A 26597-nucleotide genomic window follows, 5' to 3' on the forward strand; every position below is an offset into this window, starting at 1 on the left:
GGGGGAAACGAATAATGGTGAAGTTAGGAAAAAAAGAACAACAAAAATATCGTAATGAAGGATATAATCTAGATTTTATTCAGAGGGTGCAGCCGCAAGGTGGCATTAAATTTAATGAGAAGTACATAGCACAAGGCGATTGCTATGTCGCGTGTTTACATGTGTACTCTTTTGCTGAAGATATTCCTCCACTATGGTTAACGGCACTCATGAACAATAAAGATACCGTTTCAAGTGTAGACATAGCGACCGCAAATAAAGAAGAAGTAGTAAAAGACATTAACCGTTCTATTACTGAATTAAAAGACCGTATGACGTCAGAACGTCGCTCTACTGACCGTGATGATGCACATTGGGAACTACAAAATTTAACTGACTTTGCTCGTTCTATTACGCAGCAAGGTGAAATTGTTAAACTCATACAGTTGCGTATCTTCATATATGATCCAGTGCTAGAACAATTGGAGAAAAGAATTGGAGATATTAAGAAAGAAATTGCAGGGCAGGACTATAAGGCGCAAGTGTACGTCTTTAAACAAAAAGTAGAGTGGCAAACATTGTTTGCCAGCTATGACGATCAAATAGAATACTTGGGAGTAAAAAGTGGTTATCCATTACCTTCAAAAAATATTGGCTTTGGTATTCCGTTTCATCATCAAGATTTAAAAGACCCAAGAGGAATTTATCTAGGTCAAACTTCTACAGGTGGAGCATTTATTTTAGACCCGTTTTTCTCTACAGGTACTAGAACATCATTTAGTGGTTTTATCTTTGGTAAGATGGGTGCTGGTAAATCAACACTACTTAAACAAATAGAAGAGGGATTGGTTGCGAAAGATTGCTTCATTCGTGGTTTTGATAAAGCAAGAGATTATTACACAATTGTGCAGCAACAAGGTGGTAAAATTATAGATTTAAGTGGGGTTCAAGATTCAGAAGAAGTAGAAACAGGAATGATAAACCCCTTAGAAGTATTCGCAACAAAAATCACAAATACAGGTGCAGTTGATGAGAAAGGTTCATTCATTCAACATATTTCTAAAGTCACAAATATGGTTCGATTCTTAAATTCAGAATTTGATGATACGGTGATTCAAGAGTTTCGTAAACATTTGTATGCTTTCTATATTGAATGGGGACTGGTTCCTCAAAAGGGAAGTGATAGCCCTTATAAAGTAACTGGATTTCCACCTAATCATTACCCGATCTTAGAAGACTTTTATAAATATTTAAATAGACTGAAGCTAGAAGTAGGAGCAACACCACAACGTCACCGTGATTTAGAAGCAATAAAATTGCAGGTGGAGGATATGATTACGGTGTACGGTGACATGTTTAACGGTCATACAACACTTAAAAACTTTGAAAATGAACAGATTGTTTTCTTTGATATTGATGGGATTTCAAAATACGATAAATCAGTTTTTAACTGTCAATTGTTTACCGCATTAACATTGATTTGGAGTCATGCGCTTAAAAATGGTCGTCAAATGAAGTATTTACGAGAAGAAAAAAACTTATCAATAGAAGACGTTAAGTATTTCATGGTCTTTCTCGATGAGTGTCATAACATTATCAATTCGCAAAATGAATTTGCCAATCGTTATGTGCTAGAGTTCGAACGTGAGATGCGAAAATTCTTTGCAGGTATATTTTTTGCGACACAATCACCGCAAGAAATGTTACCACCACCGGGAAGTACGATTGATGTGTCTACGATGAAAGCTATCTTTGAGCTGACTCAATATAAAATATTTTTGAACATGGATAATTCCGTGTTAGAGACTTTAAAAAGTGTTCTAGGTGAGAGTTTAACAGAGTCGGAGTTTCGTATCTTGCCTGAATTAAAACGTGGGGAAGCAATTGTACAAGTAAGCTCTACTGAGACATATAACGTGATGTTTGATCCTGACGAGAAACAATTAGAACGTTTTAAAGGTGGTCAGTAAGATGGCAGCCACACAAGAAACAGCAATAGAAAAGTATAAGAAAGTAAAAAGAGTAAAATGGTTAGTTGGTTTATTAGGTGGTTCTACAGGAGTAATAATTGCGGCAATCATTACGATTCTTTTAATTGTTAGTATGGCGATTTTGGGTGGAGAAAGCTCTACAGGTACACCGAATGGTGGCATAAGTGGGAATGCTTCAGTACAAAATTTACCACCTGAGGTCATGAGGTGGCAAGCAATGGTGGAACAGGAATGTGCAGCGCAAGGTGTACCAGAGCTAGTTCCATATGTACTAGCAATTATTATGGTAGAGAGCAATGGTATTTCAGAAAAACTACCTGATATTATGCAGTCTTCAGAGTCACAAGGTTGGGCAATGAATACAATTTCTAACCCAAAAGATTCTATTTACTACGGTGTTATGCATTTAAAAGGCGCATTTGATGATGCGAAAATGCTAGGGATTAATGATTTGTTAGCCATTGTACAAACATACAACTTTGGTCGTAATTATGTGCATTGGTTAGCGACAAATAGTAAAACGCATTCTTTACAAACGGCTGATTATTATTCTTTAACAGTTGTTGCTCCTGCTGGTGGTAATAAAAATGGAACAACAATTGGATATAGTCAAGCAGTAGCAATTGCTTACAACGGTGGTTATCGCTATATCAATGGCGGTAACTTTTATTATGCAGAAATGGTGAAACAATATTTAAGTTTTAATAACGGGACCGCACCAGTAAATGGATCAGAAACATTTAAAGTCATGATGGATGAAGTGCTGAAGTACAACGGTAATCCGTATGTATGGGGTGGAAAGAGTTCTTCGCAAGGATTCGATTGTAGCGGTTTAACCTATTGGGCATATAAAACGGCAGGTATTACGATCCCTATATCGGCAGCAACGCAATACGACTTTACTGTAGAAGTTGATCCGAAGGATGCACAACCAGGCGATTTAGTTTTCTTCAGAGGGACATACGGTGGGCCGAATCATGTCAGTCACGTGGGTATCTATGTAGATGCAAATACAATGTATGACTCGAACGGTAGCGGTGTTGGATACCATCAATTTACCTCATCATACTGGCAACAACACTATGCAGGGATTAGAAGAGTACCAAGATAAAAAAGAAATGGAGTGCAAAATAAATGAATAATCTATCAAAGATTTTAAGTGGAGCGTTGGTTTTATCACTGGCGTTTAACGGAATATGGGCATATAACACAACGAAAGAGTTTGATAAGAAAGATAAAAAGTATCGTGTGACTGTATCGGAAAAAGAGAAACAAATTGGAGATTTACAAGTGAAGTTGGAGCAGGAAAGTAAAAAAGTAAATGAGGGTGCAGCGGACGAAAATAAAAAAGAAATTAACCCAACAGTAGATTTACAAAACAAATATAGAGAAGTTGCGAATCAATTTGTACATGCTTATTTAGATTACTCGGTACAAAATAAGGGCGAGAGACGAAACAACTTGTTAAAAATAACGGACAAAAAGGTAGTAGATGTAGTAGCGCCTAATACAGACGATTTAGGCGATCCAAACTTCAAATCACATGTAAATAAGGCTGCAATATACATTAATTCAGAAGGTGATATTTCTAAGAAATGTACGGCTTTACTCGATGTGGAGTACACAATTGAGGGATTAGAAAATAAAAAAACAACGATCAACAGTGTTGTAAAGATAACGCTAGAAAAGCAAGGAGAAGAAATTAAAGTTGTAGAGTATAATCCGTATCCAGTGAAACGATGAATAGAAAATGATGTAAACGAAAATCCCCTTACTAACTAGTATGGGGATTTTCGTTTAACAAATAAATCTAACAGGAAGGAGTAACATCATGCTTTTGAGTGAACTAAAACCCAATCATGATTATGTAAAAGAAGGTAGGTATTTAATTTTAAGTCTACGAAAAAAGAAGGGTATTCGAAAAGATAAGTTTATTGAAATCCCGATAACATGGTTTGATTATAACTTTGGGGAAAAAGTGGAATGGCTCATTGTACGTGAATATCAGTCTAGTGTTAATGGGAAAGAAAAGTATACAAATTATAAACTTGAAAACATTCACGCTCAAGTGAGCGTAGTAAATGTGAAAGGAGAAACAACAAAATGAATTTTAATTTTGGAATGAATAAGGAAGGTAGAAAGCCTGCAAATACAAAAAGGAAGGCGTATTTATTTACTTTAGGAAGCTTTTTCACAGTGTTTTTTGTACTTTGTATTTCTCCTGTTTTTAGTGGAGCGACATACAAATTTGAAGAAATGAAAATAGGTGAGTATCAGAGTTTGTCCTCCACGGTAAAGATTTCAGTTGCGAAAAAAGAATACAATCCATTCAATCAAACGCTACGAATTGATTATGAGTTAAGGGCAGATAATGACTCTCAAATTCTAAGTAATATGAAATACAAAGTAGAGAATAAATACATTAAACAAAAAGATAATAGCGTGAAAACGAAGGTTTATCGGGCAAGTGATAATTACATTGTGGTAATTAGTGAAAATGTTCCTGAAGAATTTGGCGTTGTATCTTCGGTTGTGAAGCCTGAATATATTCATCCTGAATTGCAAACGGACGTGGATGATCTAAAGGAACGGAGCTTGAAAACGTACGTTTTAGAAAATGAAAAATTGATTAACAAAGAATTGAAAAAGGAATCGAAAGATTTCTATGAAAAAGAGTATCTTGCATTTTCACAACAGGGATTGAGAAAAGAAATGAAAGAAATGGAGAAGAAAATTGATGATAAAGCTTCAGCTATGAAGCAATTAAAAATCAAAAATGAAAAGTTAACAAAAGAAATGGAGTACCAAACAGAGGGCGAAAAAGTAAAAACCAAAAACACCATAAATTCAAATGAGTCTACTATTAACAATCATCAAAAAGAAATTGATGTGTTAAAAGAAGACATCAAAATGAAAGAAAAGAAAATTCAATTGTTGAGTGAAAAGAAAAAAACGATATAAAAAGGTGCATTTTAGACGCATACAAAGCGCATACAGACACATACAAAACGCATACGAAGTGCTAAAAAACGCATGCAAAACACATACAAATAGGTCTGAGGAGATATCAATGAAGAATGTATAGAAACCTAATAGGCACAGCCTATTTAAGCGCTTTGTTTACAAAGCGATATCAGGTTTCCTTATGCTCTTTTAATCACTGTCTTTAATGTTTAACTAGAAAGGAAGAAATGCGACTATTTTAGTTATGCATTAAAGAGAAAGGACGTAATAAAATGGACATTTTATTAAGAGATATTGATCGTAAGTATATAAAAGATATTGATAAGAGATGTGAATTACTAAGTGTGAAATTGAACAGGAAGTATACTCGTGCAGAATATTTGAGAAATCTAATTCAAAACGATGTAGAACATTCTTTGCTTCAGTTTAAGCAAGATAAATTTGATGAAGCAGTCGGCAATGTTACCGTGTCATTAGAAAGACAAGAGAATAAGTTACAAGAGTATATAGATGTTACACATGAACTTGTGGCTGCAATGATAAAGCTGAAAGAAGAGTAGAGGTGTTATAAATGACTTATGTAAAGTTATTTCAATTTAGAGGAAATCAAATACATGTTGATATCGTACAAGACTTTCTTAAGCAGTACCCAGAGTATCCTAAGGAAGCAGATGTATTGCGACATGCCATTGTATTATTAGATGAAAAAATGAGAGAAGGAAAAGGTGAGGATGATGTATCACTTTTGAAAAAAGAAGTGAAAGGTTTAACGCAATCTGTTAATACAATGAAACAACAAATGGATGTATTAATTAAGTTAAACATGGAACTTATCTCACGATCAGGGAGCGATTTAAGTTTAGAAGAATTGCAGCGAGAAGTTAAAAGTGAAATTGCATCTGCTGTTACAAAGAAGTCGGAAGGTAAGTTCTCTCGAACTGTTAAACGTGAACCGATAGAAGTAAACATGCAAGAGCAGGAACACTTACAGCGAGAAGTTAAAACACCGTCTTTTGCAAATAAAACATTACCGATGATTACGGATGATGTACAAATTGTCATGAAAAAAGGTAAACCACATAAGGCAATTTCTAGATTAGGACAGACCATGTATGAGGAAATTGAGTGGGAACAAATCCCCGAACATAGACGACAAGAATTAGAATAATTTGAAGGAGAATGATGTATGGGGAAATCACCAAGTATCATATTAACATCTCAATATACCATTCCAAACCAAAAGAGTTTTACAACGTATGTAGATTATTGCATGAGGCAAAAAGCACTTTTGAAAGATGGACATACATTAACAAATACAGAATTAACCGAACTGAGTCGATTGCAAAATGCAATTGACTCTTTTGATATGGAGAGGGGAAGTCCTCATTCTAATCAAAAGAAAGTGAGTGTATCTGAAAAAGAAGCTGAAGCAAAAGTGCTTTTAACTTCTCCAAACAGTTTTAATACTACGACTGATTTTGAAAAGTATGTTAGCTATATGGGAAGAAAATATGCGCTAGAAAGCAAAAAGAAAATGACCAAAACGGAAGAAGAAGAGATGTCATTGCTTAATAAACATATAGAAGATTTGTCTCCTGAACAAATGCAGGAGAAGATAAAAGCAGAAGGGATTTTGTCAGGTGTCTTTTCGAAAGATAAAAATGTAATTACCTCCAATGATTTAAATGAAATAAAAGAGTTGGTGGGAAAAGCACAAAATAAAGGTTCGGTTTATTATCAAGATGTTATCTCATTCGATACAGAATTTTTAATAGAACAGAAACTATATGATCCTGTAACGGATATATTAGATGAAAATCGGATTCGAAATGCAAGTCATAAAATGATGGAACAGTTATTCAAGGATGAACAAATTGAAGAGAATAACGGCTTTTGGTTTGCATCTATTCATCGGAATACAGAACACATTCACATTCACTACGGAACAGTAGAAAAAGAAAATAGAAGGAAGCTAGTCGAAGTTAAAGTGGATGGAGAAACTTTTTATGAGCCAAAAGGGAAACGGAAACAAAGTACACTAGATCATATGAAAACAACTTTTGCGAACTCTCTCGTAGATCGTACAAGTGAGTTGAGTCGAATATCTAATCTAAGAAATAACTTAGTGCAAGAAGTCAAAAAGGAGTATCTACAATCAAAAGAAAAACAACCAAATAGGGAAGTTACTTTATTACAAGAGATATACAACGGGTTACCTAGTAACAAAAAAGATTGGACATATGGCAGCAAAAGAATGCCGAATGAAACAAGAAATAAAATTGATGAACTGACAGGTTTGTTGATGAAAGACAATCCGATTTTTAATGAATATAAGGAAGCTGTAGACAAAGAATCTAGCTTTCAAAAAGGTTTATATGGGGAGTCGGAAAGGGAAGATAAGGATTACGCAAAGAATCAAATGAAAGATATGCAGAAGCGTATGGGTAATTCCTTACTAAAAGAATTAAAGAAAAAGAACCCTTATGAAGATAATCCGCTGTATCAATTTCAGCAAAAAAATGAACAGATTAAAAAGAAATATGAAAGGGGGCGGTCAGAAAAAAGAAGAGAGTACCCCACATATTCTCAATACAAACCGCCATTAATTCGCAAAAAAGATGTCCGAAATATTGAAGCAGCGTTGAATGATGATTTAACAAAATGGCGCGCAGAACAAGAGTATGAGCGAGTACAAGAACGAATTGCACGACAACAAGAAATGGAATATTAGTTTTGAAAAGTAGGTGTGATATGTGCATCTGCTTTTTTAGGTTTATAAAAAATAGTTGAGGTGATAGCAATGGAAAAGAATAATATTCAAACGGAAAACGTATTGTTGGTCACTCCTTTGGAGTGGAATATGATTTTAAATAGAGAGAAATGGGTTGTGTTTCAAAATGAAATTAGTGAAAAACTAAAACAAGAAATTAATGATGATTTTCCTAATAGCAAAGCGGCTTGTATAGATGAAACGTTTTATTTAAAGGATAAAGAAACAGGAGAGATATTAGGCGAAGCGAATGGATATGAAGTTTATTATTTACTTTATAATGTCGAAAAAGAAAATGGATATGGTAATAGTTCTATTTTTGAGGGAATAGTAAAAGCTCGTTATTATGCAGTAAAAAATCTGTATTATCAATGGTGTTCTACGAAATCGTTAAAGCCTAATCCGAATGAGGGATGGTTTAAATCGAAGAAGTTTAATAAATACCTTAATCAGATTGGTTGGGGCGATAACTATGCTGTATTTATAAATGAAGTAATAAAATACTAATATAAAAGGCGGTTTTTAAATGAGTAACAAAGTTTATTATTCAATCGTTTCAAGTACAAGATTTAGCCGTAACGAAGAAAATAGAACCATTATAGAAGAGAAGATAAAGAAAGGAGAAAATCATTTTCTAATCAGAAAAGATGATTATGGTGAGTGTTTTGAGGTGGATTTTGAGAAGCAGATAACTGAAGAAAAAAATGAAAATTGGTTACTGGAAACGGTTATTGATTTTGCTAAAAAATATAAAATTACAGAATTTGAGTTGTGGAAAAAACATGAGGATGATTCTACATATGATAAAGGATTTGGAATTGTGATAGTGGGTTCGATGGATAATCCGATTCTAAAATTTAAAGAAGTTTATTCAGGCTCATTAGATGATTGGAATATAACTTGGGGCAAAGGAAAACAAACTTATGAAAAGGTTTATTTTAAATTAGCACTGTAATAGAAAGCGGTATGTGTAATCTATTATGTGAAAAGGAGAAGTTAGGACATGAAAATGATATATAAAACATTAACCGTTAGTGAATTGAAAGAGAATTTGGAATCAATGTTACCTGAAAAAAAGGAATTTGAAATAGAATTTTCAATGGATGGTAATTCACCAGCGACACTTTATACAGGTGTGGAGGTAATGAGTCTAGATAATATTCTTGAGCTAGTTGAGCAACAAGGTTTTAAAGTTAATGATATTGACGGTCTGTATTCAGGGGGAGCGACCAGAAAATGTATAGGAATCACTTTAAATAAACCTTTCATTCATGACAAAACAAAGGAAAGTATAGAAGCATTATTCATTTTAGGTGATGCTTATGATCGGAAAATAAAAGGGGTTTTGTACAGTTTCTTAATTCGTGTAGAAAAAACTTATTCTAATTTTTCTAGATCTATTGATTGCTCAATTGATGTTGTGGCGGAAAATATAGAGACTGCCAAATCTTATTTTTTTGAAAAAATAGATTCCTTTAAACACTTGTCAAAGACAAACATCACTTTCATTCCAGTGACTTACGATGGAGAGTGGGTAGAAATGGAGCCAGAAGAGGACGATGATGAAATAAGGTTTCAAATTGAGGATTTAACTTTAGAAAGAATAGATAAAATGTTTTTAACGCTAGAAAAAATAGATGGGATTTTTAAGGATCAATAGATTAAATCACTCTTTAATAGAAAGGTAGTGTGTATTATGTCTCAAAACAATTTTTATATGATTGCTCATGTGGATCAAGTAAAGAATGAGGTTCATCTAAGTAAATATTTATTTAATAAACAAGTTATCGTAAAAGTTTCTGAAGAAGAAGCGGCAGCCTATGTCGAGTTTATGCATGGAGCAGCGGAACATGATAGTTTACCATTTGTTAAATATGATGAAGAACGAGGAGTAATTTGCGAATGACTTACACAAAAAAGAAATATACACCTAAGACAAAAGAGCAAATTAAAGAAGAAACACAAGAAATTATGGACAAGGTTCTTACTGATATTACGAAGTATTATAAGTCTACAGAAGACATGCTAGAGTTAGCTGAATTTATGGCGAAGTTTAGTAATTATTCTCCTAGAAACATGCAGTTGATTAGTTCGCAATTTATAAATGCTTATGCATGTGCAAATTTTAAAACGTTTAAAGATGCAGGGTTTCATGTGAATAAGGGTGAAAAAGCAATGAAGGTTTTTCATCCTTATGTAAAAGAATTTGTAAGAGATCCAAAAACAAAATTAGCAATTCCATTAACTAAATTAACAGTGGAACAAAAGAAACAAGTGGATAATGGTGAGTTGAAAGTGGAGAAGCAAACAAATTATTACTTGAAAGCAACAGCATTTGATATTTCGCAAACAAATGCTAAACCTGAGGATTTGCCTAAAATATTCCCTAATCGTCAGTTTGATTTTGAAGTAAATGAAGAAAATAAAGGGTTGTTAAAGATTGGTATCCATGCACTGGCTGAGAAAGAAAATATTAAAATTAAAGATATGGGACAAGGCGCATTGATTAAAGAATTAGGGAATACACATGGTGCATTTGTTGAAGTTGCGGGTTCATCCTATGCTCAAATTGTGATGAATACAAGGAACACTGAGACGAATGAGTTGTCAGTTGCAATCCATGAATTAGCTCATGCGAAGTTACACAATAATAAGGTTTCTTCACTAGAACATGCCCCTACACAAGAGTTTGAAGCGGAGCTAACATCTTATATTGTGTGTAAACATTATGGTATGGATACAAGCGAAGCAGCAGTACCTTATATCGCTCAATGGACAAACAATGGACAGGATGTAGAAGAGAAAGATAAATCCATTATGCGTGTTCATGAAACGGCAAGTGGCTTTATAAATACAATTGATAAGAAAATTTCTGAATTGCAAAGAGAGAGCGAAAAGAATAGGGAACAAGATAAAGGGGACATAAAAGGTCAATCTCATTCTGAGGAACAGCAGAATAAGGTTGATCTTTTTTTATCTAATGAAACAGAAAAAACTGAAGATGCAGCCGCTATAAAACAGCAAGAAGCGAGAAGGATGGCACGTATGGCATACATGCAACAAATGGAGAGATAAAAGGACACTTTAACGGGTGTTCTTTTTTATTAGAAATTTTAACTGATAAGGAGAAGAGAAAACGATGATATTTTATGATGATATTGGAATAAGTACGGAAGAAACAAAGCGATTTATGGGGACGGTGCTTGAAGACTTAGAACACTATTATCATTCAGAGGAAGGGGTTTTGGAATTAGCTGAGTTTATGTCTAGATTTAGCAATTATTCAGGTAGAAATATGCAAGTGATTAAATCACAATTCCCTGATGCGTATGCATGTGCGAATTTCAAAACTTACAACAAGGCTGGCTTTTCTTTGAAAGATGGAGAAAAGGAAATGAAGATTTTTCATCCTCATATCAAAGAATATGTAAGAAATCCACAATCTAAAAAAGAAGTTCTTGTAAAAGATTTAACAGCAGAACAGAAGGGACAGGTTAAGAAAGGCGATTTAAAAATAAAGAAAGACATAACTTACTATTTAAAGAAATCAGCATTAGATATTTCACAAACCAATGCTACTAGTGACGATTTGAAAAAGATATTCCCCAATCGTCAATTTGATTTTGAGGTATCAGAAGAAAATAAAAACATGTTAATTTCTGGAATCCATGTTGTAGCTGAGAAAGAAGAAATTGAAAGTAATGCACTTGAAGAAAATGAAAATGCCTTAGAAATAAAGCAAATACCTGAATTGATTTACGAATTGATTCGTGAAAAATTACAAGGTAAAAAAGGGAAAGGGAGTAAAGATGAAGTAGCAGGAGAGTTTGAAACACGAATGGCTACGCATATTGTTTGTACACATTACGGGATGGATACGAGTGAAAATACAGTGCCTTATATTAGTAAATGGGTTCAAAGTGATCAAGATTTAAAAGAAAAAGATTCTTCTATAATAAACATTCACGATACAGCAAGAACGTTTATTAATGTAATGGATCAGGAAATCTCTGAATTACAAAGGGGAACAGAAAAGGAACTACAGAAACACAATCCAGTAATAAGTAACGATACAAAAGAACTAAACGAAAAAGATGTAGTAAATGATGAAAAGGAGCAAAAGAAATTCGAGCTTCCTACTTTTCAAAAAAGAGTCCTTAAACGTATTCAGGAAAAAGCGGAACAAGCTGTTTCTGAAAACATTGGATTAAATTTAGGAAGTCATTGGAATGCAGTCTCTCAACAGGCAGAACTAAATTCAAAAAGACGATGGGACGATTATAAAATCAATCTTTCAGAAGATGGTAAGTATATAGAGGATATTCAGCCGAGTATGATTTTGAGTTTGGGCGAATTAGATACAATCGTTAATAAGTTTGGAACTGAAGAAGAAGTAGAGAATTTAAAAATCATAACAGAAGAAATGAAACCACATTATGAAGCTGGCTCAAAAGAAACAGAGTTATTTAATACACATGTTGCTAAAGTATCGGTGGATCAAGATAAAAACATGAAGGTTGAATGTATTTCTGAATATGTATCAGACAGTGACATTGAGTTTGATTTTAACCACTCTGTAGGTGAAGCGATTGATAGTATTAATTCTTCTATTACAAAAGCGCACAAAGAAGTAATGAGCGAAGACATTGAACATCAAGGAAGTAATCAAGAATTGAGTACAAGGCAAAAAAATGAAGATGTAACCTTTATGAAACAGCAAGAAGCAAGAAGGATGGCACGTATGGCATACATGCAACAAATGGAGAGATAAGAGCACACCTTAATAGGTGTTCTTTTTTATTTTAAATTTCAACTAATAAGGAGAAGAGAAAAAATGATGGATAACCATGAAGTGTTAACAGGTATTCAGCAAAATACAGCTCTAGAGATTAATGAGAAATTAGGTATTGATTTAGATAAGCATTGGGAGAATTACGAAATTCAACTGTCTGAAGACAATCGAGTAATCGAAGAAATTCGTCCTGATATGCGTTTGAGTTTAGGTGAATTATTATCTGTTGTAAATAGGTGTGGAACGGAAAAAGAAATGGAAAGCTTTAATCAAATTGCAGATTACCTTGAACCGTATTATGAAGCTGAGCTAATTCAAGGAGAATTTTATGAGACGCCGATTGCAAAAGTAACAACAGATCGGCAGCAGAATGTGAAAGTGGAGTGCCTATCTGAATATGTATCAGACAGTGATATTGAGTTTGATTTTAACCATTCTGTATCTGAAGCTGTTAATCATATTAGTCATTCGGTTACTAAATCACACAAAGAAATCATGAATGGCGATGTGGAGTATCAAGGTCTTTATCCAGTAAATGAAGATATGGTTATTTATTGTGAATCGACAGGGAAACCATTGCAACAGCATGAAGCGGCCTACCATTTTGAAGGCTATGGATATGTGGTGGCAGAAGATGTGAGCCCTGAAGAGATAGAGGGAAAAGATGCTTATTATACAACAATTGGTTATGAAGATGTTGAAGAAAAACGACTTGCTCCTATTCGTTTTATGGAGGAACAGAAGATTGAAGATGGAGAAATTCATTTCAATCCAGTAGAAGAGATTGTAAATGACCGTAAAACCCAAACAGAAGAAGTCTTTCAAATGGAATCCGCTAAAACGGTTGGATCGGTGAAGAAAGAACATGGCGCTATAGAAGTGAAAGAATCAAAAACCATCCCTGAAGTCGGAATGCGATATGTTGGGAAAGATACAGTCCATGAGGAAGAACAACAGCAAGTATCGCAAAAAAGAGAGCAGGCAAGAAAACAGCATATGATGAGGCTTATGGGCGGTCGGGATTATTAATAAAAGAAAGGAGGATAACAAATGAAGTATAAAACGCATCTTACAACAAGCCTAGCGGTCGCCCTGCCTGTCTTGGCATCAACGGGCAACCTCACGGTTGGAAATGTTATAGCGGTTAGTTTTGGGGCATTATTGCCTGATATAGATGAACAGCATTCATGGATTGGCAGGAGAACTCGTGGAGTATCGGACTTGATGAATATGGTATTTGGTCATAGGGGAATCACTCATTCACTATTTGGGTTAGTGCTTGTGTTGATTCCTATTTTATTTGCAGTCGGGATGACACCATTGTCCTTTACTAATGGCATGTGCATCCTTGCAGGATACTTTCTACATCTAGTGGAAGACAGTTTCTCTAAAAAAGGGATTAAGTGGCTGCTGCCATTATCCAATAGAAATTTCCAAAGCGGATTCCATGTTTTTTACTACAGCTATAACGGTATAGCGGAAAAAATGATTCTAATGATTAGTACGATCGTAGTTATTTATGAACTGTATTTGTATGGAATGGCAAGTTTTCAACTTGGTGCTTCAGGTATTTTAGAATCCTTTAAAGCGTTATTTAGTTAAGGCAGAACAAATACAAATATAAATAAATCGAAAAAGACCATGTAAAAAAATGCATGGTCTTTTTTTAATGGAGGAATTTTCGTGGAACAACAAAAGAAGAATACCAAAAGATATACGGAAGAAGAAATTGAAAAGGCAGCATCTCTTGATATTGTGGATTATTGTATGCAAAACGATATACCCGTAAAGTCTGACAGTGAACGTTATTACCGTTTAGCGGAACACGATAGCTTAATCATCGATAGGAAGAAAAATCAGTTCTACTGGAACAGTAGAGGGGTTAACGGGAATATTATTAAGTTTGTGCAGGAGGTAGAAGATGCTTCGTTCCCTGGGGCGATGCAGCGATTACTGGACGGAGAACAGGACTATGAAAAAGCTTCAGAGGTTACATTTGTGAGTGAGCCTTATGATTGCGACTATTTTGCAAAAAAAGAAGTACCTCAATTCGATAGAGCAAGGGAGTATCTAATTGAGGAAAGAAAGGTTGATCCGCAAGTTGTAGATGCTTTGCATAAAAAAGGACTGATTAAACAAGATAAGTACAACAACGTACTATTTTTATGGAAAGACCGTGAAACGGGAGCGGTAATGGGTGGTTCAGAGCAAGGTGTAGTTAAATCAGATAAATACAAACGTGGGGCATGGAAAAGTATCCAAAAAAACTCTACGGCTAATTATGGTTTTAATGTATTAAATGGTGAACCACGCAATTTAAAGTTCTTTGAATCATCAATTGATTTATTAAGCTACGCATCGCTACATAAACATGACCTCAAAGATACACATTTAGTTAGTATGGAAGGATTAAAACCGCAGGTTATATTTAATTATTATATGAAGAGTCAAGAGCGAATTGGTGATGTTCCTGATAGTCTTTCATTATGTGTAGATAATGATAAAGCAGGTAAAGCTTTTGCGGAACGATTGATACATTTTCGATATGAAAAAAATGATGGAAGCATAGTTGCGTTTAAACCTGAATATCCGCAAGCACCGTCTGAAGAACAAAAATGGGATTGGAACGATGAATGTAAGCGAGTAGCCAATCAGCGAGAGCAAGGAAGACGAACTGCTTACTTGCAACAACGAGGGATGGAAAGATAAAAAGAAAAATATACCAAAAGGATTATTGATATTTAAATAAGAATAGTCTATAATAAATATAGTAATTGAGCGGAGTTCTTTTCTGATTCACCTCCGCAATGACATAAATGAAAAGAACAGGCACATATTCAGCGGAGTTCTTACTCGTTCACCTCCGCAATGATACAAATGAAAAGAACGATGATTAAATTTAATGTATTACAGTTTAAAGGCAACCAATGTGGTTGCCTTTTTTTGTTGAAGGGGAAAAGCACAATGACTAAAAAAATAGACGTTGTACATTTAAATAGAAAATATTTTGAAGAAAATAGTCATTTCAAAAACATGTTAGATGAAAATAACGTTCCAAAACAGGTGAAAAGACCTTATGTATATATGAAAGTAAGGGTTGAAGATAAAGATTTCTTATTACCATTAAGATCAAACTTGAATCATCCTAACGGATTTCATGCACCTTCAAGTAAATCAGATAATGCAGGAATTGATTATTCTCATGCTTTGATACTTCCTGATCGTTCTTACATAAAGGATCGGACACATTTAGATAGAGAACAGTATAACTACATCAGAGATAATTATGAAACGATTAAAAATGGATTTGGTTTATATTTAAAGGATTATATTCGTAAAGAAAAGCAAGGGGTCGCTCATAAAATAGGGAAATTTAAAAATTCTACTCTGGTGAACTTTAATGAAGAACTGGGATTAGTGAAAAAACAGGAATTCTCAAAAGAAAATACAAAGTTACCAGGTAAAGAAGATATTAAAGAGGAATCTGAATTACAAGATCAAAAAGAGATTCAAAATAAACAGACGGAACGAGCAAGAAGGCTTGCATATATGCGCCAAATGGGGCGTGAGAGATAAAAAGGACAATATGTGCTATGTTGCTTTTAAGTGTGATGTGTACATGTACACAAATATACAAATACACATGTACACATTTTTAGGAGTAGCATAGTCCATGCTGCTCCTTTTTTGTATACAACATTTTAAAGGTGGAGATATGAATGGAGAAGATAGAAATTGCTAAAGAACTACTAGAAAATAGCACAGGCAGTATAAAAGGATTTATAGAAAAGTATCTTTTAAACTTTAAATTACTGGAGCAAGAAATATATAGAAATGAAGATGATAAATCATTAGTGCGTCTTCATGATTGTATTTCTTATATTAAAGAAGAAGATTTTGATATTACAGGGTGGCAGCTGTGGGAAGTTCCAATTTTTTATTCACACTGTTTTTTTAATAAGCAGACTAATGAACAGTTTGATCTAGCAGTATGGGATTTAGGGGAAGTAATTCCACGATATATAAATGATTATTCTAACGAAGAGGATGCAAAGAGCATAGAAGAAGCGATAAAAAAATATAGTTTTTAACCCAATTATAATAAATGTGTAAATGTACACGAATACACATTTACACATGTTCACAATATTTTCAGGAGTAGCATAGTCCATGCTGCTCCTTTTTGTATATAAAATTTTAATAATGAGAGGAAGTTAAAAACATGTCCGTATTAATCCTAGCAGAGAAACCGAATCAGGCAAAAGCATATAGTGAGGCATTCCCGAAAGTTGAAAAGAGAGATGGTCACTTTTATGTTCCACCATGTTCTTTATTACCAAATGGAGGAAATATCACATGGGCTTATGGACATCTAGTAGAATTGAAGTCTCCTCAAGAATATAAACAGGAATGGGAGAAATGGGATTTATCACAATTACCAATTTTACCATCACACTATGAATATAAAGTATCGGCTGACAAGAAAAAGCAATTTAATATTATAAAGAAATTAATGAAGGAAGCGGAAATAATACAAATTTCGACAGATATCGACAGGGAAGGAGAGGCGATTGCAAGATTAATCATCCAAGAAGCAGGATGTACTCATAAAAAAATTAAGCGTTTATGGATCAACAGTTTAGAAGTAGATGAAATTAAAAAAGGTTTCCAAAACTTAAAACCAGGAGAAGATTTTGAAAGTATGTTTGAGGAAGCGCAAGCACGTCAACTTAGTGACTGGATTGTGGGCATGAATGCTAGTAGGTTATATACACTTCTTTTACGGCAGAAAGGCGTTCAAGGGGTCTACAGTGTGGGACGATGTCAAACGCCAGCATTATGCTTAATAAACAAGCGACAACAGGAAATTAAAAACTTTAAGCCAACGCCTTTCTTTGATTTGGAAGCGCAATTTACTTCTCCAAACGGTGTATACAGGGGACGTTATAAAGAGAGATTTGCTACTAAAGGAGAATTAATGACCTTGCTGCAGCAACATAATATTTCTGAAAATAGTAGTCAACAAGGCATGATTAAATCTGTAGAAGTAAAACCAAAACAACAAGAAGCACCAAAATTATTCTCTCTGTCTTCTATGCAAGCTTTGGCCAACAAAAAATATAAGTATTCACCAGCTGACGTTTTAAAAGGGATTCAGGAGTTATATGAAGCGAAATTAGTAACATATCCTCGTACAGACTGCAATTACATTACAGAGGGTGAATTTGAGTATTTAAAGAATAATTTAAGCGGTTATCAGTCTATTATAGGTTTGAATTTTCAACCACATTCATTAACCGCAAACAAGCGCTATGTCGATAATAAAAAAGTTCAGGAACACTATGCAATTGTATTAACTAAAAATGTTCCTTCAAAAGAAACAATCGCAAAACTGACGGATAAACAGAGAAATTTATATATGGAAGTTTTAAAAAGTGTATTAAGCATGTTCCATTCGCCTTATATGTATGAAGAGACAGTTATAACAAGTGATTTAAACGGTTTGTTGTTCACCACAAAAGGAAAGGCAGAAAAGTCATTAGGATGGAAAGAGTTGTATTTGACGGATAAAATTGAGGAAGATGACGATCAAGAGAAAGCATCAATTTTACCTGTTGTTAAACAAGGTGAATTAGTCCAGGGTTTAGTAAAATCGAAAGAAGGTGTGACTACGCCACCTAAACCATATACAGAGGGTCAATTGATTACTATGATGAAGACGTGTGGTTCTTTAGTAGAAGATGAGGAAAGTAAAGATATTCTTAAAGAAGTAGAAGGATTGGGTACAGAAGCAACTCGTGCCGGTATTATAGAAACACTAAAAAATCAAGGTTATATAGAAGTGAAGCGTAATAAGGTAAATGTTACACCGAAGGGAGAAATACTTTGCCAATCTGTTCAGGGGACGTTGTTAGCAAAGCCAGAACTGACAGCGAAGTGGGAAGGGTATTTGCGTAAAATCGGTAAAAAACAAGGTTCTAAGGACGTGTTTGTTAGTCACACTAGTGAGTTTACAAAGGATCTAATTAAAGGGGCTACAAAGTCCATTGCTGGATTGAAAATAGATAATAAAATTCAAGAAATGAAATCAAAAGATACAGTTGGTAAATGTCCGAAATGTGGGAAGGAAGTTGTAAATCGTAAAACTTTCTATGGTTGCAGCGGTTATAAAGAAGGATGTAAATTCTCAATTTCAGGAGAATATTTAACTAAGAAAATTTCAGAAGCAAATGCAAAGAAATTATTAGAAGGAAAGAAAACAGGATTAATTAAGAAGATGAAAGGGAAATCAGGAATAGAGTTCGATGGTCACTTGAAACTTGGGGCATCAGGGAGACTGGATCTTGAATTTGCAGCAAAAAAATAACCAGGAATCATAGTAGGTAAGGGGAGAAGAAAAGGTGAATATGAAAGCTGTTTTACAAAAAGGTAAATGGGTATTTATAGCAACTGGACTAGCAATTTTGTCCAGTTTGCTATTTTCATATATAAAGGCGAGTCTATCAATTGGAACTGGAAATGTAGCGAATGTAAATCAAAAGATAGAAATTAATCTCTTATATGTATTGATACCTGTATTGGTTGCTCCAGTGATAGAAGAATTTTTATTTAGAAAGATTTTGCCACTTGGATTGGAGAAATTGTTGGAGCGGATCAATCGAACAACTGCGATTATCATAGCTAATGGTATCTTTGCAGCGGTGCATTTTGATTGGTTCTTTTTCCCTTACTTTGTAAATGGTTGTTTATATGCGTGGAGTTACGAAAAGACAAAAGATTTGAAAGTACCAATGTTAGCTCATATCTCATATAATGCATTTGTATTTTTGGCAACAAGCCTTCTAGTTAATTAACATAGAATTATAGTCATTACTAGATTAAAAGACTTCAGAATGATTTGAAGTCTTTTTTTTATATAATATAATTTTGTGAACTTGTGTAAATGTGTAAATGTCCACATGTGTAAATTAATTGTTGATGTATCAATTTGAGCGTTGTATAATAGCGTTAAGGGATAAAAAAATGTGTAAATGTGAACTTGTGTAAATGTACACATGTACGCATTTACACATAAGGATAACAGTTTGGAAAGAGAAAATATATCCTTAGAACTAAACGAGGATCATGCGCAAATGCTAAACTAAGTATACGGCTTTAGTAGATGGGTATAAATTTTGGATTTCATATAGAAAGAAGGTGTTGTAATGTTTGTAAGATATAACTTGGAATCTATTAAGAATGAAGAAATCAGTTTGGGGGAAAGCGAATCAAAGGTAGACTTACAAAGAATTATTGAACAATTCATTAGTGAAGGTTTCTGCCTTGAAAATTGGTATCTAAAAGAAATAACAAAATTGTATGAAGATAAGAGCGTAAAAGTGTATTGTTTCGAAGATATTGATAAGAATTATGTGGATATTCTTATTAGTAAAGATAATAAAATGACACCCCATTATTTTAAGGGGAAAACATTCAAGAACTATAGGTTATATAAAGCTAATTCAATAGCAGAAGCTATAGATAACTATGAAAATACCATATTGCATACAATGGAAAAAATGGAAATTGCAAATGAGATTTTAACTGATACAACGGATGTAACGATAACAGACTACACAAAAGAATATGATGATTTAGAATCAGGTGTTTCTGAAAATAAAAGATTAATATCACTTCATAAAAGCATTACTGCTCTACAGGAGAGTGATTTTGATGTTATAGGTTGGCACTTACAAGAAATTTTAAGTAATGGAGAGCAACAAATAAATATTCTCACAAAATTGGCTGGTGATTCACCAGATTTAATCTTTGAATTAAAAAATAATGGTGAGTTTTATGCAAACTTTCAAAACGGAAAGAGCATAATTGATTAAATATACAATTTGAATTTTATTAAAAGGTGGATGTTGAAAATGGATAGAATTGCTGGCGGGAAATTTGTGAAAAGTTTAGCCTTGAATGATCTTCGATGTGCGGGGTGTAGTGGAGATGTTAATAAATGTGATTGTGAGTGGATAAATTGTCCTCGTTGTGGTGATCCATGCTGGAAAAAAGTTCGAGATTTAGATTATACCTGTTATTATTGTGGGTTTGAATCAAATCCGGAAAAGTACAATTAATTGTAAAACGGGAGAGAATTGAACAAAAGCGTTAATTCAATACAATTTGAATTTTGTGCAGAAATGGGGAGGAATAATGGATAAAGTTATTGTTTTTGGGGTCAAGAAAGACGTTTATTGGGATGATTGTGGAAGTTTAAGAAAGGTATTCCTAAAGGGGAAGAAATATTAATGTGGATTCAAGGACTATTTGCGGTTCTATGTGTAGTTAGTTTCATATCATTTTGTATTTTTACGGGGATATATTTGTTTTGGAAGAAAACTGATGAAGTAGCTATTGCGGTATATGGAAGCGCAATCCTTATAGGAGCAACCTCAATCACAATAAACATTTTGTAGAAGGAGTTGAGGATATGTCAACTAAGTATACGGCTCTACGTGGCAAGGTAGTTATTAAAGAAGAGTTTAAAGAACTGGTTAATTTAATTAATAATGGACATTGGAAAGAAGCAATTATTAAGTATCCTTTCCTAAAAGAGTATTACAAAGTTAAAGGAAGTACGGACGTACCTTTTTCTAAGAATACTATTACTGTTTTTACTAATCCAGACTTAAGCTCAAGTATGTATGGAGAATTACCTCTTGAGGCAGATCCTGGTCATTGGTCAACGGATAGAAGTTACTTTACAGATCTACAGGGATTAGAGTGGAGTTTTATTACTTGCTTAAGTGATTATCCAGACGGAAATGAATTAAACAAAACACCTATAGATTCCTTCATTAATGTTGTTTTAACAAAAGTGGCCAGTCACATTATAAGACTAGAAGAATACTACCAGGAGTGGGATTATGAATCTGTTGGCTACAATTTTGATCAAACCTTTAAAAATAAAATTGTTAGAACATCAAAATTTAGTTATATCTGTAATAAGTGTGAAAGACCTGTATTTTTTTGTGACGGAGAATGCTAAGTTGTTAGAAAAGGAGGCGATCTTATAGCATGAGGAGAATCAAGACTAGACCAGTTTCAAAGAAAATAGAGGGAATGCAAGCCTTATTTTTAGGAGTACTTGTTACTAGTAGTGGGTTAGCTGGTTTATCTTTAGTAGCTACATATGAAACGATAAAGACGGTTTGTGGGGTTACTTCTAGTATTGCAGCAATAATATTTGTCCTCTTGCTTAAAATAGAAGATAAGGAGAAAGATTGAGAAAATATAAGAATTCGAAAAATAGTTGAATAAGTATAAATTGAAGGTAACTATTTTACTATTTGAAATTTATATAAAAGGAGTGTCGTAAGTGGGTGTTTATGTTTATTCATTACATAATTCTAGAGGGATTGTCTATGAAGAAAATGAATATTTAGCAGAATTAACGGTTGCAGAATATTACAGTACGGATAGCGAAGAGGTAAACATTAAATTAAGAGAAATAACAAGTTTAGAAGAATTAAGAGAATATACTAATGAACCAGGAGAAGTTATAGCATTTCTATAGTTATGTTTTTTGCGCTGATTTTTGAATCCTACTGAATTAGATAATAGGGTTTAATCAAATTTGAATTTTTTGCAGAAATGGAGAGGGGTAATGGATAAAGTTATGACTGGTTATAATAAAATAATTGAAAAATTTGGTGGCAAAACAATAAATTTAAATCTAGAAAATAAAACCTCAACAATGAATCCTCTTGAAATTAATTTAAATAGTAAATTGAATAATTTTGTTGTCGAACCGTATATTGCAGAAACAGGTATTAAAAGAGAAGATATTCAACTAAGCGAGTTAGCAAGGTGGATGGAGAATAAAGTGAAGAATGAGGATTGAATAAAAGAGTTATTCTGTAGAGTTTAATCAAATTTGAATTCTATTAAAAATGGAGGAATGTATTATGAATACATATGCTTTTAATATGCGTAGTTTAGGTAAAAGTATGGAGAAGTCTTTAATAGGTAAATATTTAGAAAATATAGATCGCATAGAGAAACTAAGTACTTCTTATATTAATGATGTTTATTTATTAACAAACTTTCACAATAAAATTAAAAAGTCATTACTTTTCAAATAGAGAGATTAGCTATTCAAAAAAACATAATCAAATTTGAATTTTATTAAGAAAGGAAAAATGATCAGTGAAAGATAATAAAAGTATGTCTTTAGATAAATGTATAGTGTTAGGTTTTTTATTTGTTTTTGCGGTTTATGCTTATGCATTTTTAGGGATATGGATTTTTGGATAAATGCTTTATTGTAATAGATTTTGAATTTTGAAGGAATATAATTTTAAGGTTTTATAAAAGGGGATATTTAATACGTAAGAAACATTTCATAGGAGAAAGGAATGAGTGAATTGAAAGAAATTATAACCACTCAAAAGGCTATTGAACAATTAGAGAGGGGGTTACGACACCGTCGTAATTTATTAAATAATTTAAAAGATGATGATGAAAATGTAGAACTTATAAAGAGGGAGATTGGTTCTATTGCAGCATTTTTAAATAAACAAGGGGTTGAAATTAAAAAGGAACCTCTATAAATTTTAGTATTAAGATTTATAGAGGTCAGATCAGATTACGTTGCTAAAGAATTGTGTGAAGAGACTACAAAAAACTTCTTTTACCTTGAATCGGGCATCCTAAAACCACTTGCTAATTACAAAGTTTTTGAGAAAGAAATTATAGATAATCCTGATATAGTTAAATGCTATGAGCAATTGAAAGAAATCGAAGATGAAGTTTGATATTCGTTTGTAATTTCACTTCACGTTTTCATAATATATCGCCATGTTGGAGGAGGGGGATTAGTTTATGGGAGTAGCCTGGCAATACTTTAGACAATATGAAATAGTAAAACACGAGGAGAACGATTTTGATTACATGATAAGGTATTTAGATGGAGATAAATTACTTCTTACGTATCTAACAAGTGGTAATTTAACCGGGGTTTTTTCAAGTTTTAACATTGATATACCAATGTATTGTGAATTTGATCCACCAAATTCAGGGGTATTAGAATTAGTTTCTCCAATTAAAATAATTAAAGTTTGTGAGAAAGTGATTAAGATTTTAAAAGAGGAGACCAATCCTGAATTTACTGATTTATCTAATGAAGAAAAGTGGAGATTGTGGGGTCCTGACGATTTAAGTAATTATAAATGTGATACTATAGAGGACTTAAACAATAGGTTTATCAGACAATTAATATGCATTCAAGAACTTTCAAGGCAAGGGTTTTATTTTGTAAAAGATATTGATTAAATAAGAGGTCTGAAATAAGCTGAAAACAACTGTAGGTAAATTTCAGGTGAGGGGAAATCCGGAAATCAGATAATAAATTAATATTTTTTTATAAATAAATGTATATATGTAGTTGTTTGTAATACGGAGGATTGTGTAAAGGAGAAAACAAAATTGAGTTATTATTTTAGTACAACGAGAAATAAAAATTCAAATGATAAAATTGATTTGTTTTACATATTTTGTTTTGTAGGATTGGCGGTTCTTATTGTTATATATGCGTTTTATTTACCAGTTAGGGAACATGAAGAAAAACAAAATAGTGAAAATATAACAATTGCTGAAGAGTTGATAGCGAAAGAGTTGAAAATAGATAAGAAAAACTTTGATGTAGAACTAAAAAAAGAGGAAGCAAAATTAATGCTCAATAGTTGGACGAGTAATAAGGTCAATTGTTTTGTTTTTGCAAATGGAAAAAGATTTGAAGTTTCATTGGAAATGGAACAAATAGATGATCATAATACATTTAAGCCTGTTAAAATTAAAAGAATTGTAGAACGTTAGAAGTATATAAGAAATACAAATGGAGGAATAAATATGGCGATTGAAGGCATAAATCAAATGTCTATGGCTATAGGTATTGCAGGTATAGTGACATCAATTTCTTTTGGTTTTTTTGTAATAAAAAATAGATTAAATAAATTTGATGAATATAGCAAAGAAATAACAGGGAGAGATGTTGATGAAGTTGTTAATTACTTAAAAAGTAACAACATTAAATCCTGTGTAGTAAGTAGAAGTCATAAGGGGATTAAAATATCTAAAAGATCTCAAAAATAGTATAGTAAATGTATATAAAAAGATCACCTGTCTTGGAAACAGGTGATCTTTTTAGTGAATAAAATTGCTACTTGCCAAAAGCAGGTAGTTGTTATCCTATTCATATGTTCTATAAATATTATAACACAATTCTTTTCGTTAAAATGAAAACATAGCGCTATATTCTTATTTTTTATATGTTATAGAAGTTAATTTTTAGGATGATTTAATTGTTGGAGTTCATATTCCAGCGTCTGTATATCTTCAGCTTTTTTCATTTCTTTCCTGGCATTTAATTCTTGCTCTAATCGAGCTGTGGATTCGCTATTTATATATCTTTCGTTTTTATCTTCTAAAATAGTTAATTCCTCATCGGTAGCAGTGTGATCTACAGCAATTCCACCACATTTTTCAGCTATCCTCATAGCGCCATGTTTCTCTAAGAAAGGGAAGGAATATGTTTTATCGTTAACAAATTCATAACTGAAATTGCACTCATCTTCATTTTTTCTTAATAAGCCGCCAGCGTAATACATATTACCTAAATTCACTAGCCAATATGTTATTTGCTTATTTTTTAATGGGTTCATTATTGATGATCTCCTTTAAAGTATTTAGTTTTGCATAGCGCTATGTTACTTTTTATTTGGGTCTATTTTAATCATTTGAATTTGGAAGATGTCACTATGTTTTATATCCAGTTCTCGCATCTCATCTTTTAGTGAGCGCCAGGATTCAATTTTGATAGATTTAGTAGACCTATCCCGTAAAGTGTATTGATGGATATAATGTGATTCTTCGTTTTTTGTCATTATTTAACCTCTGTTTTTATTATATTTATTTGGTTTCTGTAGATGTGTAAAAATTATATATTAAGGGGAGAGTGTGAGTCTGAAATTGACTCTGTTCGTTTATAGTAATCATAATATCTTTTTAATGATAATTTAGATTTAAAACCTGCCCGTTGCATAATTTTCTCAGGGCTATTTTTCTCCTGGATCTGCTTTAAAATATAAGTATTTCGGAAATGCTGCGCAGCAATCCCTTTTCTGAGATTAGCTCTTTTTACCTCCAAACGAATCATTTTTTGTATTGAGATTTCAGTTAGAAATTTTGGTGCATCATCATCGTAGCTCCAATGATATGTCCCACGGGTAAAATCAAATGCCACAAATAGTGGATCGTTGCTGTGATATTTAGGACGTACAGGTTCAGGGATAGTTTTATAGTAATTGTATAAGTGTAATTTATCTTCTTCCTTCAAAGGAATGATTCTATTTACTTTTGAGTCTTCAGGAATTGATAAAGTGTTATTTTCGAAATGAACATGTAGCATTCGCAAAGAAACAAGTTCTTTTAAAGATAATCCATAGTCCAGGAGTAATGTAACAATAGAAACGTTTCGCCCTAAGATCATTGGGCGTGTTGTTTGTTGTTTTTCTGTAAGGCCTTCTAGAGAAGAAATGACTTCTTTTAAGCGTTTTTCTTCCAGGAAAGAAACGAAATCTTCCTTACGTAATGCCCGATCAGGTGGTTCTATTTGAATAACTCCTTCAATGGGGCTTGGTAAATCTAAGTATTCGTACAATCTATTTAACACAATATATATGCGGTGTATAGTTTTGTCAGAGTACTTACGATCATCTATTAAATAAGTAAAAAATGCTTCGAAATCTTTTTTGTGTAATGATTCCCAAATATCATTCTCGTTAAACCTTTTTGATAGGTGCAGCCATTGAATAAAGCTTTCTACATCATACATATAGCGTTTAATTGTTGAAGGTTTTCTTCCCTTACTTAATAAATAAAAGGAGAATCCTTGTGTTGTATCATGGATCATTTGCATGAATATCAACCCTCTCTACTTTTCATTTATAACAGAAAAACAGCGTGAATTTAAGTTGTTTCACACTGTTTGTTAATTAATATTGACTATCTTTTATTATGTTTAATAGAGATTTTTTAATCCACTTCCAGATAATGTAGA

The 26597-nt window shown here is 33.1% G+C and carries 34 protein-coding genes; 32 read left to right on the forward strand and 2 right to left on the reverse strand.

The genetic code is table 11. The features are described from left to right. Positions 1–14 precede the first annotated feature (14 nt). From SJY24_RS00840 to SJY24_RS00995, 32 genes are all read left to right on the forward strand, one after another. Positions 15–1949 (forward strand): VirB4 family type IV secretion system protein, encoded by a 1935-nt coding sequence (locus SJY24_RS00840; RefSeq protein WP_215596514.1) that lies wholly within the window; start codon positions 15–17, stop codon positions 1947–1949. A 1-nt stretch (position 1950) separates the two neighbouring features. After that, positions 1951–3081, forward strand: a complete 1131-nt coding sequence (locus SJY24_RS00845) for a bifunctional lytic transglycosylase/C40 family peptidase (RefSeq protein WP_377863395.1) — start codon at positions 1951–1953, stop codon at positions 3079–3081. Positions 3082–3104: 23 nt separating this feature from the next. Beyond that, positions 3105–3713 carry a hypothetical protein gene (locus SJY24_RS00850; RefSeq protein WP_377863396.1) on the forward strand — a complete coding sequence of 203 codons (609 nt, stop codon included), beginning with the start codon at positions 3105–3107 and terminating at the stop codon, positions 3711–3713. 88 nt (positions 3714–3801) lie between these two features. Further along, on the forward strand, positions 3802–4077 hold the full coding sequence (locus SJY24_RS00855; protein ID WP_000926960.1) for a DUF5513 family protein: 276 nt from the start codon (positions 3802–3804) through the stop codon (positions 4075–4077). Further along, positions 4074–4931, forward strand: a complete 858-nt coding sequence (locus SJY24_RS00860) for a hypothetical protein (protein WP_001010349.1) — start codon at positions 4074–4076, stop codon at positions 4929–4931. The genes SJY24_RS00855 and SJY24_RS00860 overlap by 4 nt, the downstream gene beginning before the upstream one ends. 275 nt (positions 4932–5206) lie before the next feature. Then, positions 5207–5494 (forward strand): hypothetical protein, encoded by a 288-nt coding sequence (locus tag SJY24_RS00865; RefSeq protein WP_377863397.1) that lies wholly within the window; start codon positions 5207–5209, stop codon positions 5492–5494. Positions 5495–5505: 11 nt separating this feature from the next. Continuing rightward, entirely contained in the window at positions 5506–6102 is a 597-nt protein-coding gene (locus tag SJY24_RS00870) for a hypothetical protein (RefSeq protein WP_377863398.1), read from the forward strand. Between the two features lie 18 nt (positions 6103–6120). Next, positions 6121–7665 carry a MobP2 family relaxase gene (gene mobP2, locus SJY24_RS00875; protein WP_377863399.1) on the forward strand — a complete coding sequence of 515 codons (1545 nt, stop codon included), beginning with the start codon at positions 6121–6123 and terminating at the stop codon, positions 7663–7665. Positions 7666–7734: 69 nt separating this feature from the next. After that, a complete protein-coding gene (locus SJY24_RS00880; RefSeq protein WP_377863400.1) occupies positions 7735–8211 on the forward strand; it encodes a hypothetical protein in 477 nt (158 codons plus the stop codon). A gap of 19 nt (positions 8212–8230) precedes the next feature. Beyond that, complete coding sequence (locus SJY24_RS00885) at positions 8231–8659, forward strand: DUF5514 family protein (RefSeq protein ID WP_085313513.1); 429 nt, start codon at positions 8231–8233, stop codon at positions 8657–8659. A 48-nt stretch (positions 8660–8707) separates the two neighbouring features. Beyond that, positions 8708–9364 carry a hypothetical protein gene (locus tag SJY24_RS00890; RefSeq protein ID WP_377863401.1) on the forward strand — a complete coding sequence of 219 codons (657 nt, stop codon included), beginning with the start codon at positions 8708–8710 and terminating at the stop codon, positions 9362–9364. A 36-nt stretch (positions 9365–9400) separates the two neighbouring features. Continuing rightward, a complete protein-coding gene (locus SJY24_RS00895) occupies positions 9401–9610 on the forward strand; it encodes a DUF5511 family protein (protein ID WP_085313511.1) in 210 nt (69 codons plus the stop codon). Further along, positions 9607–10779 (forward strand): ArdC-like ssDNA-binding domain-containing protein, encoded by a 1173-nt coding sequence (locus SJY24_RS00900; protein ID WP_377863402.1) that lies wholly within the window; start codon positions 9607–9609, stop codon positions 10777–10779. Before SJY24_RS00895 ends, SJY24_RS00900 begins: the two co-directional genes overlap by 4 nt. Positions 10780–10843: 64 nt before the next feature. Then, positions 10844–12475: an ArdC-like ssDNA-binding domain-containing protein gene (locus SJY24_RS00905; protein ID WP_377863403.1), complete on the forward strand. Its 1632-nt coding sequence runs from the start codon at positions 10844–10846 to the stop codon at positions 12473–12475. 63 nt (positions 12476–12538) lie between these two features. Beyond that, on the forward strand, positions 12539–13525 hold the full coding sequence (locus tag SJY24_RS00910) for a hypothetical protein (protein ID WP_377863404.1): 987 nt from the start codon (positions 12539–12541) through the stop codon (positions 13523–13525). Positions 13526–13546: 21 nt separating this feature from the next. Then, on the forward strand, positions 13547–14098 hold the full coding sequence (locus SJY24_RS00915) for a metal-dependent hydrolase (protein WP_377863405.1): 552 nt from the start codon (positions 13547–13549) through the stop codon (positions 14096–14098). 81 nt (positions 14099–14179) lie between these two features. Continuing rightward, positions 14180–15205, forward strand: a complete 1026-nt coding sequence (locus SJY24_RS00920) for a DUF3991 domain-containing protein (protein ID WP_377863406.1) — start codon at positions 14180–14182, stop codon at positions 15203–15205. A 255-nt stretch (positions 15206–15460) separates the two neighbouring features. Continuing rightward, on the forward strand, positions 15461–16072 hold the full coding sequence (locus tag SJY24_RS00925) for a hypothetical protein (RefSeq protein WP_377863407.1): 612 nt from the start codon (positions 15461–15463) through the stop codon (positions 16070–16072). A 143-nt stretch (positions 16073–16215) separates the two neighbouring features. Continuing rightward, positions 16216–16587 (forward strand): hypothetical protein, encoded by a 372-nt coding sequence (locus tag SJY24_RS00930; protein WP_377863408.1) that lies wholly within the window; start codon positions 16216–16218, stop codon positions 16585–16587. 131 nt (positions 16588–16718) lie between these two features. After that, a complete protein-coding gene (locus SJY24_RS00935) occupies positions 16719–18863 on the forward strand; it encodes a type IA DNA topoisomerase (protein WP_377863409.1) in 2145 nt (714 codons plus the stop codon). Between the two features lie 34 nt (positions 18864–18897). Next, positions 18898–19350 (forward strand): CPBP family intramembrane glutamic endopeptidase, encoded by a 453-nt coding sequence (locus SJY24_RS00940; protein ID WP_377863410.1) that lies wholly within the window; start codon positions 18898–18900, stop codon positions 19348–19350. Positions 19351–19701: 351 nt separating this feature from the next. Next, positions 19702–20370, forward strand: coding sequence for a hypothetical protein (locus SJY24_RS00945; RefSeq protein WP_377863411.1), 669 nt, complete (start codon positions 19702–19704; stop codon positions 20368–20370). A gap of 39 nt (positions 20371–20409) precedes the next feature. Continuing rightward, positions 20410–20616 (forward strand): hypothetical protein, encoded by a 207-nt coding sequence (locus SJY24_RS00950; RefSeq protein WP_377863412.1) that lies wholly within the window; start codon positions 20410–20412, stop codon positions 20614–20616. A gap of 353 nt (positions 20617–20969) precedes the next feature. Continuing rightward, positions 20970–21527 (forward strand): hypothetical protein, encoded by a 558-nt coding sequence (locus SJY24_RS00955; protein WP_016099570.1) that lies wholly within the window; start codon positions 20970–20972, stop codon positions 21525–21527. A 29-nt stretch (positions 21528–21556) separates the two neighbouring features. Continuing rightward, the gene (locus SJY24_RS00960; protein ID WP_085313499.1) at positions 21557–21766 is read left to right on the forward strand and encodes a hypothetical protein; all 210 of its coding nucleotides are present in this window, start codon (positions 21557–21559) and stop codon (positions 21764–21766) included. A 91-nt stretch (positions 21767–21857) separates the two neighbouring features. Beyond that, a complete protein-coding gene (locus SJY24_RS00965; protein ID WP_016099568.1) occupies positions 21858–22055 on the forward strand; it encodes a hypothetical protein in 198 nt (65 codons plus the stop codon). 90 nt (positions 22056–22145) lie between these two features. Beyond that, the gene (locus SJY24_RS00970; protein ID WP_061664003.1) at positions 22146–22382 is read left to right on the forward strand and encodes a hypothetical protein; all 237 of its coding nucleotides are present in this window, start codon (positions 22146–22148) and stop codon (positions 22380–22382) included. 64 nt (positions 22383–22446) lie between these two features. Continuing rightward, positions 22447–22623, forward strand: coding sequence for a hypothetical protein (locus SJY24_RS00975; protein WP_253703489.1), 177 nt, complete (start codon positions 22447–22449; stop codon positions 22621–22623). A 273-nt stretch (positions 22624–22896) separates the two neighbouring features. After that, positions 22897–23091 (forward strand): hypothetical protein, encoded by a 195-nt coding sequence (locus SJY24_RS00980; RefSeq protein WP_377863413.1) that lies wholly within the window; start codon positions 22897–22899, stop codon positions 23089–23091. A gap of 271 nt (positions 23092–23362) precedes the next feature. Beyond that, the gene (locus tag SJY24_RS00985) at positions 23363–23812 is read left to right on the forward strand and encodes a vacuolar protein-sorting protein 36 (RefSeq protein WP_377863414.1); all 450 of its coding nucleotides are present in this window, start codon (positions 23363–23365) and stop codon (positions 23810–23812) included. Between the two features lie 153 nt (positions 23813–23965). Continuing rightward, positions 23966–24355, forward strand: a complete 390-nt coding sequence (locus SJY24_RS00990) for a hypothetical protein (protein WP_377863415.1) — start codon at positions 23966–23968, stop codon at positions 24353–24355. Positions 24356–24388: 33 nt separating this feature from the next. Continuing rightward, positions 24389–24631, forward strand: coding sequence for a hypothetical protein (locus SJY24_RS00995; RefSeq protein WP_377863416.1), 243 nt, complete (start codon positions 24389–24391; stop codon positions 24629–24631). 188 nt (positions 24632–24819) lie between these two features. On the opposite strand, the gene SJY24_RS01000 is transcribed toward SJY24_RS00995, so the two are convergent. Both SJY24_RS01000 and SJY24_RS01005 read right to left on the reverse strand, forming a co-directional pair. Continuing rightward, on the reverse strand, positions 24820–25200 hold the full coding sequence (locus SJY24_RS01000) for a hypothetical protein (RefSeq protein WP_377863417.1): 381 nt from the start codon (positions 25198–25200) through the stop codon (positions 24820–24822). A gap of 275 nt (positions 25201–25475) precedes the next feature. After that, positions 25476–26456: a tyrosine-type recombinase/integrase gene (locus tag SJY24_RS01005; RefSeq protein ID WP_377863418.1), complete on the reverse strand. Its 981-nt coding sequence runs from the start codon at positions 26454–26456 to the stop codon at positions 25476–25478. Between the last annotated feature and the right edge of the window lie 141 nt (positions 26457–26597).

Origin of the sequence: Bacillus sp. R86525 (assembly GCF_042466195.1) — a bacterium.
Classification (GTDB): Bacteria; Bacillota; Bacilli; order Bacillales; family Bacillaceae_G; genus Bacillus_A; species Bacillus_A nitratireducens.